The organism is Vibrio sp. 2017_1457_13 (genome assembly GCF_030851525.1).
Lineage (GTDB): Bacteria > Pseudomonadota > Gammaproteobacteria > Enterobacterales > Vibrionaceae > Vibrio > Vibrio metschnikovii.
Window position 1 is genome coordinate 154,932 of sequence record NZ_VHTA01000003.1, and the last position, 19,482, is coordinate 174,413.

Below are 19,482 nucleotides of genomic sequence, written 5' to 3' on the forward strand. Positions count from 1 at the left end.
TCCTGAACCATTTAGGTTAAGAACAGCTCCAACCACTCAGTAAAAAAGTGCTTTTGGGCAGAAATAAGATGCGAAGTGGCGCTGAAACTTTTATCCTAACCGAGATTTTTGAAGGAAGTTGAATATGATCATCAAACCTAAAATTCGTGGATTCATTTGCACAACCACTCATCCAGTGGGCTGTGAAGCGAACGTAAAAGAACAAATTGCTTATACTAAAGCACAAGGCTCGATTAAGAATGCACCCAAACGTGTGCTGGTCGTTGGCTCCTCTAGTGGCTACGGCTTATCTTCACGTATTGCTGCCGCCTTTGCTGGTGGTGCTGCAACGATTGGCGTCTTTTTTGAAAAACCGGGTACGGAAAAGAAAACCGGAACCGCTGGGTTTTACAATGCGGCCGCGTTTGATAAGTTAGCTCACCAAGAAGGTTTATATGCCAAGAGCCTCAATGGTGACGCCTTTTCTGATCAAGCTAAGCAAAAAGCCATTGAGTTGATCAAACAAGACCTAGGTCAAATTGATTTAGTGGTTTATTCATTGGCCTCTCCGGTACGCAAGATGCCAGATAGCGGTGAAGTGGTTCGTTCGGCCCTGAAACCAATCGGTGAAACCTACACCGCTACTGCGGTTGATACCAATAAAGACATCATTATCGAAGCCAGCGTTGAACCTGCCACTGAACAAGAAATCAACGACACCATCACTGTGATGGGCGGTCAAGATTGGGAGTTGTGGATGCAAGCGCTTGATGATGCGGGCGTTTTAGCGGACGGTTGTAAAACAGTCGCTTATAGCTACATCGGTACTGAGCTGACTTGGCCAATTTATTGGGATGGTGCATTGGGTCGTGCGAAGATGGATTTAGATCGCGCAGCGCAAGCATTAAATGAAAAATTAGCCGCTAAGCAAGGTAGCGCTAATGTGGCCGTGTTAAAGTCGGTTGTCACTCAAGCCAGCTCGGCGATTCCTGTCATGCCGTTATACATCGCAATGGTCTTTAAGAAAATGCGTGAAGAAGGCATCCACGAAGGGTGTATGGAGCAAATCTATCGTTTGTTCAGCCAGCGTTTGTATAAAAACGATGGTTCAGCACCAGAAACGGACGATCATAACCGTCTGCGTCTCGATGATTGGGAGTTGCGTGAAGACATTCAGCAGCACTGCCGTGAGTTATGGCCGCAAATCACGACTGAAAACCTAAAGACGTTAACAGACTATGAGCTTTATAAAGAAGAGTTCCTTAAGCTGTTTGGCTTTGGTGTTGAGGGTGTTGATTACGATGCCGATGTCAGTCCAGAAGTTGAGTTTGATGTGATCGATATCTAATCGATATCCGTTCTGATAGTAAAGATAGTAAAAAAGGCGCTTTATGCGCCTTTTTTGTTTAGCTTTTATTCCTTTTAACGATACTCATTGATTGAACCGTTTTAGCTGAGAATGATCAAAATGGTACCAGCAAGCGTCATCAAAATATTGGCAATCGCGTAAGTGCCTGCATAGCCAAGCGCTGGGATGGTCGATTTGGCATAATCATTGACGATATCCATCGCCGGTGCGCAGGTACGAGCGCCAATGATCGCTCCAAAAAGTAAAGCACGATTCATTTTTAATAGGTAGGCTCCGACCAAATAAGCAAAGACCACGGGGACAACACTCACGATAAACGCTAAGCCAATCACTTGCGGACCAACTTCGGTTAAGTGTTCAAACATCCGTCCGCCAGCGCTTAAGCCGATACCCACCATAAATATCATCAGTCCTAGATCTTTGACCATGTTTAATGCACCTTGCGGGACATAACCAAAGGTTGGATGGTTGGCTCGTAAAAAACCAAGCGATATACCGGACAAAAGCAGGCCGACGGCATTGCCTAGGCTAAAGGAGACTTGGCCAAAGGTCATGGTAATTAAGCCAAAGAGAATTCCTAAAATGAAAAAGCTACAAAAAGCCATGAGATCGGCCATCTGACTATGAATGGAGATAAAGCCGATTCGTTCGGCTAGACCTTTAACGCGACTTTTTTCTCCACTGACCTGAAGTACATCGCCTTTCGCCAGCACAATATCGAGATCCATCGGCATTTCAATTTGTGCGCGCACCACGCGGTTCAAGAAACAGCCATATTCCGAGAGGTTTAAATCAGACAACCTTTTTCCGGCAATACTGTCACTTTTGACGACAATTTCTTCTTCAGTGATCCGTAGGTCAAGTAAGTTTCTATCAAACACTTCTTTACCATTACGAAAGCTTGGATCAAGGCGCGCATGACTGTCAGGAAAACCGACTAAGGCAATTTCATCGCCTTCTTGCAAAATGGCATCACCATCAGGGTGGGCAAGAATACCATTACGACGAATACGCTCGATATAGCATCCAGTTTGACGATAGATACCAAGCTCTCGTAAATTTCTGCCATCAATCCAATTGGTTAGCTCAGGGCCAACCCGATAAGCACGAATGATCGGCAAATAGACCTTACGTTGTCCGCTGCCGCCAATTCCCCGTTCTTGAGCAATTTGTTGCGCTGAATCAGAGAGATTTTGTTTTTGTAATTTAGGCAGTAACTTTGCAAACATGATCATACTGATCAGGCCAATCAGATAAGCCATCGCATAGCCGACCGAGACATTTTCTAAAATCAAGGTCAGATCCATATTACGAGGAATATTGGCTAGCCCAGAGTTCAGGGCATCCTGTGCGCCAACCAACACTGGAGTCGACGTTAACGCTCCGGCCATCATCCCCGCGGCTAAGCCGTAATCGAGATTAAAAAAATGGCTGGCGGAATAGGTTAAACTGGTGGCAGTGACTAACACCACTAAACTTAAAATTAAGTAGTGTTTACCATCACGAAAGAAGATACCAAAGAAGTTTGGTCCCGCTTCAATCCCCACACAATAAATAAACAACATGAAACCAATCGTTAATGCTTCGGCATTAAACGAGAAGCCCAAATGCCCCATCACTAAAGACGTGATCAACACACCGATGGAGTTGCCTAATTGCAAACTGCCAAAGCGAATTTTGCCAAAGGCCAAGCCAATGGCGAGGACAACGAAGATCAATAAGATGGGATTTTGTTCTAACAACAGTACGACGTCGATATTCACAATTTAGCTCAATGTTGGCATGCAAGGGGAGGATGATTAAATTGTGACGATTGTATCGTAAATAGGCAAAAAGATAAGTGAATTTTTTCAGGGCAAGGTCATTTTTTAATAAATAATCCATTAAAAAACCCGCTAAACATCAGCGGGTTGACTAAGATTAGAAATGGTGTATCGAAAGCTTATTCGTCAAATAGACCTAAATGCTCTTTTGCATAGGCTTCAAATTCAGTGCAGCCGCCAATATGCTCTTGATCAATAAAAATTTGTGGCACCGTTTCAACCGGTTTACCCACGGTTTTTTCTAGATCGGCTTTAGTAATACCTTCTTCATGAATATCAACATAACGGTAGTTGAAGTCATCACGTTTCGCTTTTAAGGTTTCTGCGTGCTCTTTTGCACGGACACAATATGGGCAAGCCGGGCGGCCAAAAATCACTACGAACATCACTTTCTCCTCTGTTTCGTTTGCGCCACTATGCCCGATTCGAATTAGGAAATAAAGTGTCATTTACCAGTTGTTTTAATAGGTAAAATTGATTGGATAATTTATGCCCAAGTTAAATAAAGCAGCGATAGTCATGCCATCTATTGTGATGTCGTGCATAGTCTGAGATGAAGTTTGAGTTATTTAGCAACAGGTTGCACTGAGTCAAAAAATTTTTCTACAAAGGAAAGCACACTGAATGCTATCAAAGTGATTGGGGGAGGGCACATGTTTCAGTTTATGACATCGAATCGAATTGTATTCGGTGCGGGTGCACTGCAACACTCGCTATCGCTGATCAATCAATACGGTTACAGCGTTCTATTGGTCTCAGGTAAAAACGTGCAACGCGCTCAAATGATCAGTGATTACTTGCAACAGCAAAAGATGCCGTACCAACATGTTGCGATCTATGGCGAGCCCAATATTACTATGGTAGAAGAAGCGGCAATTGTCGGACGACGTTTTCGACCACAAGTAGTGATTGCTATCGGTGGTGGTAGCGTTTTAGATATGGGCAAAGCTTTAGCGGCGATTATTCCTAATCAAGGAAATGTGTATGATTATGTTGAAGTTGTTGGTCGTAATGTGCCACTCAAAGCAAAGCCACTGCCGTTTATTGCGATTCCAACCACCGCCAGTACCGGTTCTGAAGTCACGAAAAACGCAGTGTTAAAATCTGGACAAGATAAAGTTAAAGTGAGTTTACGTAGCCCAGAGATGCTGGCAGTCATGGCGATTATCGATCCGAGTTTAACCTATGGCACCGATCGTTATACGTCTGGTCGTGGTGCAATGAAGGCTTTTACTCATCTCATGGAGGCTTACGTTTGTGGTGATCCCAATCCTTTAACGGATATGATCTGTGAAGAGGGATTACGCCGTTTATCACGTTCAACGCTTGCTGCGTGTTGTCTGGATGATAAACCTGCTCGTGAGGATTTATCTTTTGCTGCGATGTTGGGCGGGATGGCAATCACTAACGCTAAGCTAGGTGCTGCGTATGGATTGGCCTCTGCGTTGGGAGGTAAGCTCGACGCGCCACACAGCGTGATCACCGCTCGTCTTGCCCCTTACGTTATGAGAGAGAATATTCATGCGGCGAAAAAGGCTCAGCGAGCGGATGTTTTACAGCGTTATTACCGAATCGCTCAATTATTAACGAAGCGTAAAAATGTCAATATTGATGACAGTATTCTTTGGGTTCAAATGATGCTCGACAAATTACTACTACCGACGTTGAGTCAATTTGGCGTGTGTTCGACTTCTTTCGAGCAAGTTGCGACGGATGCTCTGCGCTCACAAGCGATCAAAGGCAATCCACTACCGTTAACTCATGAGAGGTTAGTGTATATTTTACGTCAAGTTTGTTCATGTTCTAAATCAGAAACGCAGAACATTATCCCGCCTTTGGTTACCGAGAAAAGATTGCAGTGGATTTATAATTCTCGCCTTGTCGAAGGAAGTGAACAAGGAAGCTAAAAAGTAGAAAGAGAATGGAGCTATTCATCTTATGACCATGAATAGCTCCATTCTATTTTTAGGTTGGGGGAGAGAAAAGAATTAAAACTGCGATAATTTATCGTAGCGAGAGTCTTTTAACACGTCTTTGACGCGTTTGAGGTTTTCTCTAAAACCAGAACCTCGGCGTAAAGTAAAACCGGTCGCCAACACATCTATCACCGTCATCTGCACAACTCGACTCGCCATCGGCATGTAAACATCAGTATCTTCAGGGACATCAAGACAAATCGATAAAGAACTCGCTTTATCTAATGGCGAGTCTTTTGCTGTGATTGCAATAACCGTTGCGCCATTTTCTCGTGCAAGATTAGCAATTTCGACTTGGCTTTTTGTCCGTCCTGTATGAGAAATAAGGACGATCACATCATTATCAGTACAGTTAATACAGCTCATCCGCTGCATAACAATATCTTCAAAACAAGAGATTGGAATATTAAAACGAATGAATTTGTTTTGTGCATCACGCGCAACGGAGGATGAAGCGCCTAAACCAAAAAACGAAATGCGCTTCGCTTGCGTTAATAGGTCAACGGCTCGGTTAATTTGCATTGGATCGAGACTATTTTTGGCCACATCCAAACACGCCATGGTCGATTCAAAGATCTTATGGGTATACGCATCAGGTCCATCGTCTTCTTCCACATTGCGATTCACGTAAGGCGTACCATTTGCCAAACTTTGCGCTAAGTGTAACTTGAAATCAGGGAAACCTTTGGTATCGAGTCGACGACAAAAGCGATTCACCGTTGGTTCACTAACATCGGCCATTTTGGCCAGCGTCGCAATACTGGAATGGATCGCGGTTTGCGGGGAAGCCATGATCACTTCAGCTACCTTACGTTCCGATTTGCTGAAATTTTCTAGATTTTTTTGTATTTTTTCTAATGTATTCATAGTGTTCACGCGGGCCTAGAGAACAACTCATTGGGATTTTTAGGTGTCTTGTCATCATGAAAATGAATTATTTCGACAAGGGACACATTTACCAACGCCATGACGCGAGTATAAACCCAAGCGGTCATAAATCATAAAGTAAACACACTATCAAATAGTGAGAATATGACAAGCCTCAAACTAAATTTCATGAAAACTACACTTTTAATTGGCGAAAAGAGCTAAAAGCGTCGTTTATCGATGGATTATGATGGGCGAGTTACAATAAAAAGAAAGAAATTTTCATTTATTTCTTTCTTTTTATTCGTCGTTATTGTTTTGCAAATTTGCCCGAGTTTTTAAGCCTGTGAGCTAATAATGCTTTGACTCGACTGATTTATCTGGGCAAGTAATTGAGTGGCTGTTTGGGCTATGTCCCTTTGCTCTTGCAAGACCGAGTGTAAAATTGACCTAGTCGTGAGCGGGTTCGCCAATACGACACGAAAGACTAAGGTATCTAAACCTTGCCAACGTGCCGGATTGAGTTGTGTGCGAGAAACAAACGATTTACCTGTTTCACGCTGTTTCTTCTGAATGTATTTAGTTAATTCATTCAGCAAATGATTCAGTGCGATTCTCTCTTTTTCATCAGCGATTGTCAGTGCTTTTATCGCGTTATCAGGAGCATAACGATAAGTGAGCAGGCAAAGCTCAGGTTCTGAAACGAGTTCAAAATCTGTTTGTGATTGAATCAGATCAGCAAAATAACGCGCTTTCTCAATGCTTTGATCAATTAATAGTTGATAACCTGCACGACTAATAATATGCATGCTCGCATAGACAAGCATCGCCATCCCAGAACGAGATCCTTCTAAGGTATGACTGCCTAAATCTTTAGAACCTTTGCGTAAAATATATTGCGCATGATGTTCTATCGCATTCATTGCATGAGGGTCTTTAAATAACACCATTCCGGCACCCATTGGGATATACATTTGCTTATGGGCATCAATGGTTACAGAATCGGCCAGTTCAATACCATCCAACAAGTGGCGATAGGTACTCGACATTAAGGTGGCACCACCCCAAGCGGCATCGACATGAAAATGACATTGCTCTTTTTGGCAAATTTCACCGATGGTTCTTAGTGGGTCGACATTTCCCGTCTCAGTTGTACCTGCAACACCGACAACGGCAAAGGGATGAATATTTTGTGATTTGAGTTGGTTAATCTTCAACTGCAGATCATCGGGACAAAGACGATTATTATTATCAGTACGAACAGTGACTAAGCCTTGTTGGCCAATGCCCAAAATATCAGCAGCTTTTTTTAGTGAATAGTGGCCGCGCTCAGAGACTAAAATCGCTAATCCTTGATAACCATAGTGGAGCATGGCTTTGAATAAGCCGTCTTTTTCTACGCCACCAAAACCCTTTCTCGCTTGCAGTGCATTATTACGTGCGACCCAGAGCGCGGTAATGTTAGCAATCGTGCCCCCTGAACAAAATGCGCCAAGAGAATGGGCGGCACTGTGCATCCATTGTTGGTAAAACTCGTCTTGTTGAGCATAGATAAGACGGTGCAACATGCCTAATACTTGACGTTCAAGTGGCGTAAACGCTTTCGAGGTTTCAATTTTTACTAAGTTTTGATTCAAAGCAATCATGATTTTTGACAGCGGCATTAAAAAATAAGGCAATGCTGAAGTCATATGGCCAATGAAACTGGGCGATGCCGTATGCACCGATTGAGCCACTAACGTATCCATTAAATGTTGAGTATGCTCTGAGACAAACTCTGGCGCTTCAGGAATGTGCGGATTGGAAAAGTCTTTTTCTATCTCTTTAAGCGGCTTTTCTTCTGCCACAATATGCTCACGTAAGAATTGGTTTAAATTACGTGACAATTCTTCTTCAATACGAGTCAGGGTTGAATCTGGTCCTTCTGGTACGGTGAATATACGTAAAAGGCTCTCAAAGCTTGCATCCGCTATTTTATGTTCTGATACCATAGTTATATCGTTATTGTTGAGACTGATTAATGTCAGCTAGGCAATCTAAACCAAAACAAAAAACTTGTCCTGCAGTAATTTATATAGCCTTGGCGGTTCGTTCTTTGTTCGATTGGCGCGCTTTACTCAGTCACTTAATTGGGTTACGCATATTGATGAAATGTTGATGCATTGTAAAGTGCGCTATAACGGTTTCTTGAGCGTTAACCTGCAAGAGAGACAAATAACAACATTAAAAACGGCACTAACAGACTCAAGATAAAGCCACTGACAATCGCAATGGGAACACAGCGTACTCCCCCTGTCGTCTGGATCACTGGCAGGGTGAAATCCATGGCGGTTGCTCCGGCGTAGCCAATAGAAGTGCAGGGCTTACGACCAATAAACATCGGTATTAAGGCCAGTGCCACTAACTCACGCATCAGCTCAATCAAAAAAGAAGCGCCACCATAGACTGGGCCAAAAGCATCGCCCATCAGAATTCCAGACAATGAGTACCAGCCAAACCCAGAGGCCATGGCTAATGCTCGATAGATTGGGATATCGAGAATGAAAGCCGCTAGGATCCCACCTATCCAGCAGGTAATAATGACGACTGAGGCGATGATCATGCCATGCTTATTCAATAAGATCTGTTTCAATGTTAAGCCACTGTTTCTTAATTGAACGCCAATAAAAAACAGTAAAATAAATAAAATCCATTCACTGGCACTTTCTACCCAAGATAAATCAAAACCAAGAACCAAGCCAAGCAGCAGACCTGCGCCCACGACAAAAATCAGCTTAATTGATTCTAACGCCATGCTTGATAAGGGTAATTTGGTTTGTGTCGCTTGGCTATCAATGGGAAACCATTTATCAATCAAGGGAAGAGCTAACAAGTTACAGCACCCCATCGCAAGAAAAAACACGCCTGCAATACGCAAAATTGCTTGTAGATTAGCGCTTAAATTATCTAATGCAGCGAGGCTAAGCCCCATCAGGAAAAGGACGACATAAACCAGAGAAACCGTTGCTTTGTTGAGTAAGGTTAATTTTGCTGGCTGAGAAATAGAAAAAAGATACCCGATAACGAGTGGGGCAAAAATAAATAGCATCCCTAAAAACATAGATTCCTCAATAGGTAACCCCAGCTCGTATTGACGATGACTGGGGAAGGGGGTCAAAAACCACTGGCGTTAATCACGCCATGTAACTGAGAACGAAATTCAACGTCCGTCATGTTACTTAAATGGTAAAGCACTTCCGCGCCCGTGGTGTTAATTTCCACTTCATGCTCGTCTAAAGCGTCATCTTGTTTACGAAATAATAACAGATGATTTGCGATGCGAGCGATATCAAGATAACTGACTTCTTGGCGATGCTCAATGAATGGTTGGTTACTCGCCACTTCGAGAAAATCGTTATCAAATCCCCAATGTTTTAAAACTAGCTGACTGGTTGCCGAACAGTTCGATTGGAAAATCTGCAGTGCAATGTCTTGATCAAGGTAGTGTCCATTTTCCAAGTAAAGATGGTACTCATTCACTAAGCAAAACAGACCGATATCGGCCAATAGACCAACCAACAAAGCTTTCTCTTGTTCTAAATGTTGATAGTGCTGCGGTTCTAAACGCTTAAACCATTGAGTAACTAGAACCATACTGGCACCAAATTCACGTGATATGGCCGCACTATTGGTCAGGACTTTATTGCACGCGGTACTTAGATTAATCGAATGCTTGAGTTGCTCAATAGCTTGAGCGGTGACAATATCACGTACGCGTATAATACCTAAGCGGGAAACCGCAGTGCTTAAGTCCAGACAGGTAATATTTCGGCGATTAAAAACCACCGAGTTTGCGACTCGAATAACTACTGCTGCGAGGCTTGGATCGTCGGTTAGACAGGCGGCCACATCAGCGATCGTGGTGGATTCGATACTGCATAATTGTTGAATTTTCAACACCACATCCGGGATAGGGGGAAGCGCAATCTTGCCTGTACTGATTGAAAATTTAACCAGTTGAGCAAACTCACTTTCCAATCCTTGGATAAGGAGGTGTTTATTTTCGGGAAGCCAGTAAAAAGATAAATGGTTCATCGCATCCGGTCAAAAGCGGGAAGACGCCCCATTTTACCGATTGCTAATAAAGAGATGCAACCATTAAACAGGTCTTAATGGTTTTATCGTCTAATATAAAGCACTAAATGAATAACGACTGATATGCAACATTAAGTTTTTGTGAAGTCAGTGGCTTTTTAACACGCTTTTCAAGTGATGGATGTGAGTTAAGTCCAGACTTATTTTATGGAATTAACTATCATGTACATAAATCAATACGCAGGCACGTAGTCAAAATAAGCTTGCGATGTATACCTAATTTATTCGCTATAACTTGCTGCTATCTGGTGATCTTTGTGACTCGGGGACGACGATTAAAGGATCTATCAAGATGAGTGAGACAACATTTTTTGATTATGTAATTAAGTTTGGGGACTACCAAAAACGCTCAATGTTCGGTGGTATTGGCTTATTTCAACAAGAAGCCATGTACGCATTGTTAACTGAGGGGGCGATTTTCCTTCGTGGTAGTGAAGAACTCGATGAATTATTAATCCAGTTAGGCTGTGAAAAATTCCGTCATGTGAAAAAGCAGACCACAGCAACGGTTAATTACTATGATATTACGCAACTTTTCGAGCAAGGTTATCCACAATTAGACGATATTATTCAACGTTCTATCTTTTATTCTATTTCGCAACGTAGTTTTCAAAAATCGCAGGCGAGCCGTCGGTTAAGAGACTTGCCTAATATGCAATTGACTCTTGAGCGAATGGTAAAAAAAGCCGGCGTCAGCGATGTGGAAACTTTTGTAAAACTTGGCGCTCCTGCTGTATTTAGTAAGGTTCGCAAAATTTATGGCAGTGATGTTGATGTTAAGCTGCTGTGGAAGTTTGCTGGAGCGATTGAAGGTGTGCATTGGAAGCTACTCCAAGAGCCACAAAAACGTCAGTTATTAGAATATTGCCAAGCTCGTTGAGCAATAATAAACAAGCCGAGGTCAGAGACGTCGGCTTGTTTTATGAAACGCACAGAGTACTTAAACTGAGTGGTATATCCAAACTACTTGAAGTTGCAGCCAACACCGCTGCTTCTTCAAGTAAGAAGGGTATAAAATTAGTATTTAAATCGAGCCGTAAGCATCAGTTGGTCACCATACGCATCATTGAAACGGGCTTCTGCGCCGAGTGAGAATAATTCCGTTGAGTGGAAACGAGCGTAAACAGAACCTATCCAATCGTCGCGATCATCAATAGAGACATAACCTGCTTTTCCACCGACTTCAAGTTGTGGCCCTAACCACTGACGAACACCTAAATTCAGTTCCATTCCCGAATCTGCACTGCCGTAGCTTTTCTTATCTTGTAAACGGAATAACATTTCTCCCGTTAAATCTGCCCAATTATTAATCGGTGCGTGAAAGCCAAAACCTGCGGCGAGATCGTAATCACTTTCAAACTCAGAATCGATACGGGCAATCATATGAGCATTAGGATGAATCGATTTACTGATTGCTGCACCGAAGGTAGCAGGGCTAGCGCCGAAACGAGCTTCGATATATTCGTAGTTAAAATTACTCATCACAGTTGGACTGTTTGGATCCGTTTGAGCCAAAGCGTGTGCCGACGTTAGAAGTAAAGCGGTTGCCATGATTGTTTTGCGCATAGTCACAATAAACCTATCTGTTTATGATTAATTCCATAGTATACCCAAGCGACATTAAGATGCAGTATTGAAAACGTTGCAACTGATTTCAAATCCAATGCATACGGCTTATAGAACGGGCGGCTTGGGTACACACTAAATCAATTACTATTTCGAGTGTGATAACATCATAATTGATTGATAGAGACGAACTCTACCAAAAAATGTCAAGATTGGGTTACCTTGATAAAAAAATAGCTAAATCAATATGATATTGTTTAGAATGCGACCATCTTTTTATCTGTTAAGCTCGATATTGTTCACGTTTAAAGATCATTCACCATAACTGGAGCGGTTTGCAGCCAGTGCGTTTAGAATTAACTCAGTATCAAGAATTGGCATCCAAGCCATTAAATCGGGCTCGTTTTCGATCACGTAATGAGTTAACTGCTCTTTCACGGTATGACGTAATTGCTCGGCTTGCCAAGGTTTCGTGATAAAGAAATGCAAGCTCGAGTGATTAATTGCTTCGACGGTATCGTCTAATCCAGCTTGCCCGGTTAACAATACCTTACGTGTTGGCTGAGTCGCTTCAGATTGGTTAAGTTCGATAAGAAAATGAATGCCGGTTTCTTGAGGCATAATGTGGTCACACAAAATAAGTGCCAGCGGGATTGCTTGCTGCTGGTAATCGGTAATGACTTCTTTGGCTTCTGCGACAGACTCCGCGGCTTCAAGAATAAAATGTTCTTCGAAGACGCTCAGATCTTGCATAACGCTATTCAGTACTTCACGTTCATCATCGACACATAAAATCATCAGTTTTTGCATTTATTTCTCCCTAAATAGGTTCTCGGTTGACGGGTAACCAAACCTGCATCGTAGTGTATTGACCAACTTCACTGTCTACGTTGATCCATCCTTGGTGTTGACGAACAATTTGTTGGCAAACAGATAAACCAATCCCTAACCCAAAATCGCCTTCTCGTTTGGTGGTATAATTAAGCGTAAAAATCTCGTCTTGTCGCTCTTTAGGAATGCCACAACCATTATCGGTAAAACTGATCACCGCATAGGCGTGATTACCTTGTTGGCGTAGCTCACTGGTAATGATTAATACGCCATGCTCTGGAAACGCTTCAACCGCATTAGAGATAAGGTTAGTCCAAACTTGTTGCAGGGCAATAGGGAGACAAGAGATAGCGGGGAGTTTGGCATAATGCTTTTCAACCTGATGTCTTTTGAGGCGATTTTCGAAAATAACTAAAGTGTCCTCTAGTCCTTCATGGATATCGACAGTATGAAACGTTTCGTCATCTGCGCGCGCATACCCTTTGAGACTTTTGACCATATCGGCAATTCGCTGCGCACAAACCTGAATCGAACGAAGATTACTCCCTGCTAAGAAATACACTTCTAATTGTTCAATGTCGAGCAATGCTTGTTGTGGTTGAGACTGAGCTAAATTGAGTAGATGTTGGTCGTGCTCTAGGCCGAGTTTGACGATTTTTTTTGCTAATAGCGGATGATGAATTTGTTCTGCGATTTGCTTGGCTTTTGCCCGCTCTTCAGCCGTGGACATAGGTTTAGATTGTAAGGCTTGGGCCAGTAGTTGTGCGCCAGTATGTTCCAAAGAGTGGGGTGGAGCATGACCGACGAGGTGAGCAATATGAGTTCGTAGAGTATCACTTCCACGTAGAATCGCCGCAACAGGATTGTTTAATTCATGAGCGACGCCGGCAACCAACTGACCCAGCATGGCCATTTTTTCACTTTCCATCAGTTGCTTATGCGCTGACTCAAGCGAGTCGAGCGTTTTTTGTAATTGTAATTTGGTATTAATGCTGCGCTGTAGCCGTCGATTAAAATGACGCAGTAATAAGTTAGTAAATAGGGGCAGTAAACTGGTATCGCTATGCATCACTTTAGCAAAGATATCGCGATCTAATTTAATGACATCAGTACGAGTTAACGTTAACGCGGTCGAGAAAGAGGGCTCTCCGGTTACAAAAGACATCCCTCCGACGATATTGCCCTTATTGTGGCGCACGACTTCTCTTTGTTGGCCGAGCTCATCTCGTTTATACAGCGCCACTTCACCGGAGGTAATAAACCATAAGAAATGATTGTCTTCACCTTCAACGGTGAGTAAGTGCTCCGCAGAGTAAGTTCGACAGGCTCGCGTTTCATCATTACCGTCAAAAAACTCATACAAGGCACCAATGACTTGCTCGGCGAGTTGTTGATCGGACATGCGGTGATAATCGCTGATAAAACCTTCACGATAGATACGCATTTTCTGATCAATATGCGCGCGTAAAATTCGGGTTTGATCTAATAAGGTGCTGTAAGTAAGAATATTGTCTTTATCATTATCAAGAACATACGTGGTTAACTCTTGGAGAACCGTCTTACATAACACGTTATCTTGTAACGGTTTGGTTAAACAATAATCTAAACGTCCTTCATTGACCGCGTTTAAAATGGCTTGAATATCTTGACCGCTGCTGATCAATATTTTGCGAGCGTGTTTCGTCTCAGGGCTTTTATCTAATTGAACTAAAAATTCGGCGCCATTAAAGCCTTCATGATGACAGGCAATCACTAACGCGGCGGTTTGTTGGTTTTCTTGGATGAACTCGAGTGCCTGCTGAGCTTCTAGCATAGAATCAGCGGTATAGAGATCAAACTTGGCGGAAAAAATACTTAATTCATGACGCCATTGTTCAATACTAATGGGATTATTATCTAAGCACAGCAGAGCATATCGGTTCACAGCGGTCCCTATCATTACTTTTTAGCTAGGCTACTGTAACAAGCTTTGCGAAAAAGATTTGAGAGCTGAGTTTAAGAATCTTAACCTCGTCAGTATTTGAGTTCGCTGATGGTAATGAGGCACCACTTGAGCTCGATCAATCATCTGCGTTACACTGCTTGAAATAATAAGCAATCGAGTCATTTATGCAAAATATCAAACGAATAGGGGCTATCGGTGGTGCGGTAGTTTTAGTCTTGTGTTGGCCTTTAGCGGTTGGGCAAATAGGTCAGAAAGCGATTACTCACGGTTTAGAAAATTTAACGAATGAACAAATAAGCGCAGAGCTAATTCATTATGACCGTGGCTATCTTTCTTCTCACGTATCAGCTCGATTTACGGTGCTCGATGAGCGAGTTCGGCAACAGTTGATCAGCGAAGGTTTACCAACACAGTGGATAGTGGACAGCGATATTCAACATCAATTATTCAGCCTGTCGGCGCAATCAAGGCTGCCAGAATACCCCGAATTACCATTAACCATGACGACCGTTACCCAATTAAATGGCAATACGGATTATCATATTCAGCTAGATAGCTGGCATTACCAACCGTTGGACAATGAAGCCTTAGGGATATCGTTAACGCCGGCTCAGCTTACTGGCACAGTCACTACCTTAGGGGAAGTGACTTATGATCTAACTTTGCCTTCGGTAATGGTTGATTTTATCGATGGTCAAAAAATGCAATTGTCTAAACTTGAAGCCAAAGGTCATGGCAAACAAGAAAATGGCTTTTGGCTGGGTAAGCAAGCGTTGTCGATTGGTGAACTTGAGATTAACGACAGTGACCATCAATCCCTTTTGCTTGTTCGTCAGGGCAGTTATGAATTCACTTCATCGATGGATGCCCATAAAAAACGTTTTACTAGCCAACATAAATTGACGGTTGATCAAGTGGTTAGCGATGAAGGTGAAGTGCATGATGCTACATTTGACTTCACGTTAGCGGATGTTGATAGCCAAGCTTTTGAGCAATTATCCGCGTTATATCAAACCTACTCAACCATGCCTGCACAGGCTTTAAATCAAGCACTACCATTGATCGAAACACTATTTTCTCAAGGTTTTAGTCTGAGTCTAAATCAACTCGCTGTTAAAGTGGGTGACGGTGATTTTTCGGCCAATTGGATGCTGACGATTCCTGAAGGTACAAATGATATTTTGCAAGACCCCAGCGTGATTTTACCAGCTTTAACCGGTCATCTTGATAATTTTGTCTCTCAACAATTTGCCCAAGATTATCCTTTTATTCAGCAAGGAATGGATGAACTGGTGATGATGGAGATGGCTACACAAGATGAACAAGGGTATCGAATTCATGCGCAAATCAATCAAGGCAATGTCTCATTTGATAATGGTAAACAAGTACCTTTGATCAGTTTGATCATGCCCTTATTGATGCGTTAATAAAGAGGGTCTCGATTTTTAATTAAGCCGCCTCTTTAGGGGGCGGTTCTGAAAGTAATGCGGATAAGTTGATGGAAAAATAATTAACCGCCGATCTTCAGTCAGTTCAAGCTGTTTCTTCTTATAAAAAAGTGGTATACCGAAAACACTCAGCATGGACTCTTTCAGAGAGAGATGGTGAGTACAGTTACATTTTTGACATCATTTCCCCATTTTCGATAGCAGGAGCAAGCAATACATGGAGCCGAATACGGACACTATTTATAATTTTAGTGCGGGTCCCGCCGCCTTACCTAAAGCCGTCATGGATAAAGCGCAAGCTGAGTTAGTGAACTGGAATGGTCTTGGCGTCTCGGTGATGGAAATTAGCCACCGTAGTAAGCCCTTTATTCAAGTGGCGCAGCAGGCTGAACAAGATTTACGTGATTTGCTCAACGTTCCTGATAATTACAAGGTGCTTTTCTGTCATGGCGGTGCTCGGGCTCAATTCGCGGCGGTCCCTCTAAACTTATTGGGTAAGGCGAATACCGCTACCTATATTGACGCCGGATACTGGGCAGCGAGTGCGGTCAAAGAAGCCCAAAAATATTGTCGTGTCGATGTCTTTGACGCCAAAATCAATAAGCAAGGCAAAACGGCGGTACGGCCAGCCAGTGAATGGGCGATTGATCCAGACTCGGCTTACGTGCATTTCTGTCCTAATGAAACGATTGATGGCATTGAAATTAATGATTTACCGATCACCGATAAACCGATTGTGGCCGATATGTCCTCGACGATTTTATCACGTGAGATCGATGTCTCTCGTTATGGGGTGATTTATGCTGGCGCGCAGAAAAATATCGGGCCTGCTGGGATCTGTATTGTGATTGTACGTGACGATTTACTCGGTTTAGCGAATGAGGTTTTACCGAGTATTCTTAACTATCAATTGTTAGCCGAACAAGAATCGATGTTTAATACACCGCCGACTTTTGCATGGTATCTGTCAGGGTTAGTATTTCAATGGCTCAAACAGCAAGGTGGTGTTCAAGCGATAGAGAAGATTAACCGAGCGAAGGGAGCCTTGCTGTACGACTACATTGACTCGTCAGATTTTTATCGTAACACCATTCATCCAGATAATCGTTCATTAATGAATGTGCCTTTCCAATTAGCCAAACCTGAGTTAGATGAGACCTTTTTATCGTTGGCCGAAACTCGAGGCTTAGTTTCGCTAAAAGGCCATCGAGTATCTGGTGGAATGCGCGCATCGATTTACAACGCAATGCCGTTAGAGGGGGTGCAAGCTCTGGTCGATTTTATGCAAGAATTTGCTGAGCAATACGCTTAACTCGCTTTATTTCTCTCGATCAAACCGCAGTCAGGAGTGTCGTATCCTGACTGCGGTTTTTTATTCTTGATAAATTTGATAATAATCGATGTTTTGTTCAGCACAATGACAGATCTTGGTTCATACTTAGTGCATAAAAAATGGAGTTGGTTTGGTGTAAATGGCTTAGCAAACCTTAGTGAGTTGGAGTAAATCGATCCTAGTAACGTTATGTTGCTGTCATCCCTTTGTCTGACCCTAACAATTAAGGAAGTGAGCATGCACAACCATGCATGAAGATAGTTTTCTTTGAGGGATAAACCATGAAATTCAGTCATAAAGTAGTCGCAGCGTCATCCGTGATGCTACTTTTGACGCTGACACTTTTGTCGACGCAACAGTATTTTACTATGCGCTCTGAGATTGAAACTCAAGTGAATAGCAGCGTTGATGAAATTGTTAGTGGGGTACGCAATACGGTGAGTAAAGATCTCAGTGGTAGTAAAGCGTTAGCACAGTATGTTACAGAGCTGGTTCAGGTTGATATTGATCCTCGAAGTGTCGCCGATGTGCTTCGCCAGAGGGCTTTAGCGAAAAGCTTTATTTTGGTCGGGTTTGGCTATGATAAAGATGGCTCTTATGTCGGTAGTGACCCAAGTTGGAACCCGGGAGCAACTTGGGATCCAAGAGTTCGGCCTTGGTATCGTGATGCCAAAAATGCGGGGCAATTAACCATTACCGCGCCCTATGCAGATTCAGCTACGGGAGAAATATTGATCTCGATTGCCACACCAGTTAATTACCGTGGGCAATTTTCAGGGGCAATATTTTTTGATGTTAGTCTTGTGTCTCTTGCCGAACTGGTTAACCAAGTTTCTCTATTTGATGCGGGTTATCTATTTATCGTTTCTGATGATGGAACTACCGTTGCTCACCCTGAAGCGCGTTTTAATGGTGAACCGATGTCGGCTTTCTTACCGAATGTACGTATCAGTCGTGATGTACAAGAAGTGAGGATTAATAATCAAGATTATCAATTACGTTTTGTACAAATCCCCGGTGAAACTTGGTCAGTTGGGGTTTTACTGGATGAGAGTATTGCCTTTGCTGCGGTTGATGATTTACGGCGTAGTGCGTTAATTTACTCGTTACTCGCTTTAGTGGTCAGCACCTTAATTCTTTCTTTCGTGATCCGTATTTTAATGCGCCCATTAGATACTCTCAATGATGCGATTCAAGATGTTGCATCTGGACAGGGAGACTTGACTAAGCGACTTGATACCAATACGGATTATGAGTTTGCTCGATTAGCCAGCGGCTTTAACCGTTTTACTGAAACTTTACAGCAGTTGATTAAAGAGTCGAAGCAGATTGGTCAACAGATCATGCACAGTACTGAATCTACCGCTCACGGTTTACAAGCGTCGACCGAAGCAATGCAAAGTCAAATGCATGAGGTGGAGCAGTTGGCAACGGCAATGAATGAAATGGCCGCGACAGCAATGAATGTGGCGGGTAATGCGCAAGGTGCAGCTTCAGCTGCGCAAGACGCAGATAACGCCACGGAGCAAGGCTCTGAAGTGGTATCACACACTACAGAAGCGATTAATTCCCTAGCGTTACGTATCGATCAAGCAGTAGAAGAGGTCAAGCAATTAGAAAGTGCGACCTCAAACATCGAGACTATTTTAAAAGTCATTAATGATATTGCTGATCAAACTAACCTATTGGCCTTGAATGCCGCGATTGAAGCAGCGCGAGCCGGAGAATCAGGTCGTGGTTTTGCGGTTGTGGCCGATGAAGTGCGTACACTTGCCCAACGAACGCAACAATCGACCACTGAGATTCGCAGTATGATCGAACAACTGCAAGTGGGATCAAGCTCAGTCGCTGGAGCGATGAGACAAAGTAAAGACACGGCAACAGAAACTGTCGCCAAGGCGAGCGAAGCCAATGATGCTTTATTGCGTATCCGTCAAGCGATTCAGCAAATTAGTGATATGAATATGCAAATCGCGTCGGCGGCTGAAGAGCAAAGTTTGGTGGCTGAAGAAATTAATACGAATACGGTGAAAATTAAAGATTTATCGGTGCAAGTATCGGATACCGCGAGCCAATCAAACCAACAGATGCAAGAGCAGCTTGAAGATGTTCGTCGTCAAGAGGCAGTGATGAACAAGTTTATTGTTTAATTCTCTCTCCTTTAATAAAAAAACTCAGGCGGTTTGCCTGAGTTTTTTATATCCAATATAA

At 42.9% G+C, this 19,482-nt stretch carries 15 protein-coding genes; 6 read left to right on the forward strand and 9 right to left on the reverse strand.

Going from position 1 to position 19,482, the window contains the following annotated elements; translation table 11 throughout:
• The first annotated feature begins 124 nt into the window (after positions 1 to 124).
• Positions 125 to 1,327, forward strand: coding sequence for an enoyl-ACP reductase FabV (gene fabV / locus FKN88_RS05190; RefSeq protein ID WP_154167853.1), 1,203 nt, complete (start codon positions 125 to 127; stop codon positions 1,325 to 1,327).
• 101 nt (positions 1,328 to 1,428) lie between these two features.
• Here the strand turns inward: fabV and FKN88_RS05195 are convergent, their stop codons facing one another.
• Together FKN88_RS05195 and FKN88_RS05200 are read right to left on the reverse strand one after the other, a co-directional pair.
• A complete protein-coding gene (locus FKN88_RS05195; protein ID WP_004395033.1) occupies positions 1,429 to 3,111 on the reverse strand; it encodes an aspartate:alanine antiporter in 1,683 nt (560 codons plus the stop codon).
• Between the two features lie 179 nt (positions 3,112 to 3,290).
• Positions 3,291 to 3,557, reverse strand: a complete 267-nt coding sequence (locus tag FKN88_RS05200; RefSeq protein WP_004395034.1) for a GrxA family glutaredoxin — start codon at positions 3,555 to 3,557, stop codon at positions 3,291 to 3,293.
• Positions 3,558 to 3,824: 267 nt separating this feature from the next.
• Here FKN88_RS05200 and FKN88_RS05205 point away from each other — a divergent pair, with 267 nt between their 5' ends.
• A complete protein-coding gene (locus tag FKN88_RS05205) occupies positions 3,825 to 5,078 on the forward strand; it encodes an iron-containing alcohol dehydrogenase (RefSeq protein ID WP_306687329.1) in 1,254 nt (417 codons plus the stop codon).
• Positions 5,079 to 5,159: 81 nt separating this feature from the next.
• Here FKN88_RS05205 and FKN88_RS05210 read toward each other — a convergent pair whose 3' ends face one another.
• The 4 genes from FKN88_RS05210 to FKN88_RS05225 all read right to left on the reverse strand — a co-directional run bounded on the left by FKN88_RS05210 (position 5,160) and on the right by FKN88_RS05225 (position 10,088).
• On the reverse strand, positions 5,160 to 6,014 hold the full coding sequence (locus tag FKN88_RS05210; protein ID WP_004395036.1) for a MurR/RpiR family transcriptional regulator: 855 nt from the start codon (positions 6,012 to 6,014) through the stop codon (positions 5,160 to 5,162).
• Positions 6,015 to 6,352: 338 nt separating this feature from the next.
• Positions 6,353 to 8,005, reverse strand: a complete 1,653-nt coding sequence (gene panP / locus FKN88_RS05215; RefSeq protein ID WP_306687328.1) for a pyridoxal-dependent aspartate 1-decarboxylase PanP — start codon at positions 8,003 to 8,005, stop codon at positions 6,353 to 6,355.
• A 203-nt stretch (positions 8,006 to 8,208) separates the two neighbouring features.
• The gene (locus FKN88_RS05220; RefSeq protein ID WP_158138578.1) at positions 8,209 to 9,114 is read right to left on the reverse strand and encodes a lysine exporter LysO family protein; all 906 of its coding nucleotides are present in this window, start codon (positions 9,112 to 9,114) and stop codon (positions 8,209 to 8,211) included.
• A gap of 53 nt (positions 9,115 to 9,167) precedes the next feature.
• Complete coding sequence (locus tag FKN88_RS05225) at positions 9,168 to 10,088, reverse strand: HDOD domain-containing protein (protein ID WP_154167864.1); 921 nt, start codon at positions 10,086 to 10,088, stop codon at positions 9,168 to 9,170.
• 352 nt (positions 10,089 to 10,440) lie between these two features.
• Here FKN88_RS05225 and FKN88_RS05230 point away from each other — a divergent pair, with 352 nt between their 5' ends.
• Positions 10,441 to 11,028, forward strand: coding sequence for a TfoX/Sxy family DNA transformation protein (locus FKN88_RS05230; protein ID WP_154167867.1), 588 nt, complete (start codon positions 10,441 to 10,443; stop codon positions 11,026 to 11,028).
• A 137-nt stretch (positions 11,029 to 11,165) separates the two neighbouring features.
• On the opposite strand, the gene FKN88_RS05235 is transcribed toward FKN88_RS05230, so the two are convergent.
• From FKN88_RS05235 to FKN88_RS05245, 3 genes are all read right to left on the reverse strand, one after another.
• Positions 11,166 to 11,714 (reverse strand): hypothetical protein, encoded by a 549-nt coding sequence (locus tag FKN88_RS05235; RefSeq protein ID WP_158138576.1) that lies wholly within the window; start codon positions 11,712 to 11,714, stop codon positions 11,166 to 11,168.
• Between the two features lie 312 nt (positions 11,715 to 12,026).
• Entirely contained in the window at positions 12,027 to 12,524 is a 498-nt protein-coding gene (locus FKN88_RS05240; RefSeq protein WP_154167871.1) for a response regulator, read from the reverse strand.
• Positions 12,525 to 12,534: 10 nt separating this feature from the next.
• Positions 12,535 to 14,469 (reverse strand): ATP-binding protein, encoded by a 1,935-nt coding sequence (locus tag FKN88_RS05245; RefSeq protein WP_154167873.1) that lies wholly within the window; start codon positions 14,467 to 14,469, stop codon positions 12,535 to 12,537.
• Positions 14,470 to 14,654: 185 nt separating this feature from the next.
• On the opposite strand from FKN88_RS05245, the gene FKN88_RS05250 reads away from it, so the two are divergent.
• From FKN88_RS05250 to FKN88_RS05260, 3 genes are all read left to right on the forward strand, one after another.
• On the forward strand, positions 14,655 to 15,917 hold the full coding sequence (locus FKN88_RS05250) for a DUF945 family protein (protein WP_154167875.1): 1,263 nt from the start codon (positions 14,655 to 14,657) through the stop codon (positions 15,915 to 15,917).
• A 238-nt stretch (positions 15,918 to 16,155) separates the two neighbouring features.
• The gene (serC, locus tag FKN88_RS05255) at positions 16,156 to 17,250 is read left to right on the forward strand and encodes a 3-phosphoserine/phosphohydroxythreonine transaminase (protein ID WP_154167877.1); all 1,095 of its coding nucleotides are present in this window, start codon (positions 16,156 to 16,158) and stop codon (positions 17,248 to 17,250) included.
• Between the two features lie 302 nt (positions 17,251 to 17,552).
• Positions 17,553 to 19,421: a methyl-accepting chemotaxis protein gene (locus FKN88_RS05260; protein WP_154167879.1), complete on the forward strand. Its 1,869-nt coding sequence runs from the start codon at positions 17,553 to 17,555 to the stop codon at positions 19,419 to 19,421.
• Positions 19,422 to 19,482: the final 61 nt, after the last annotated feature.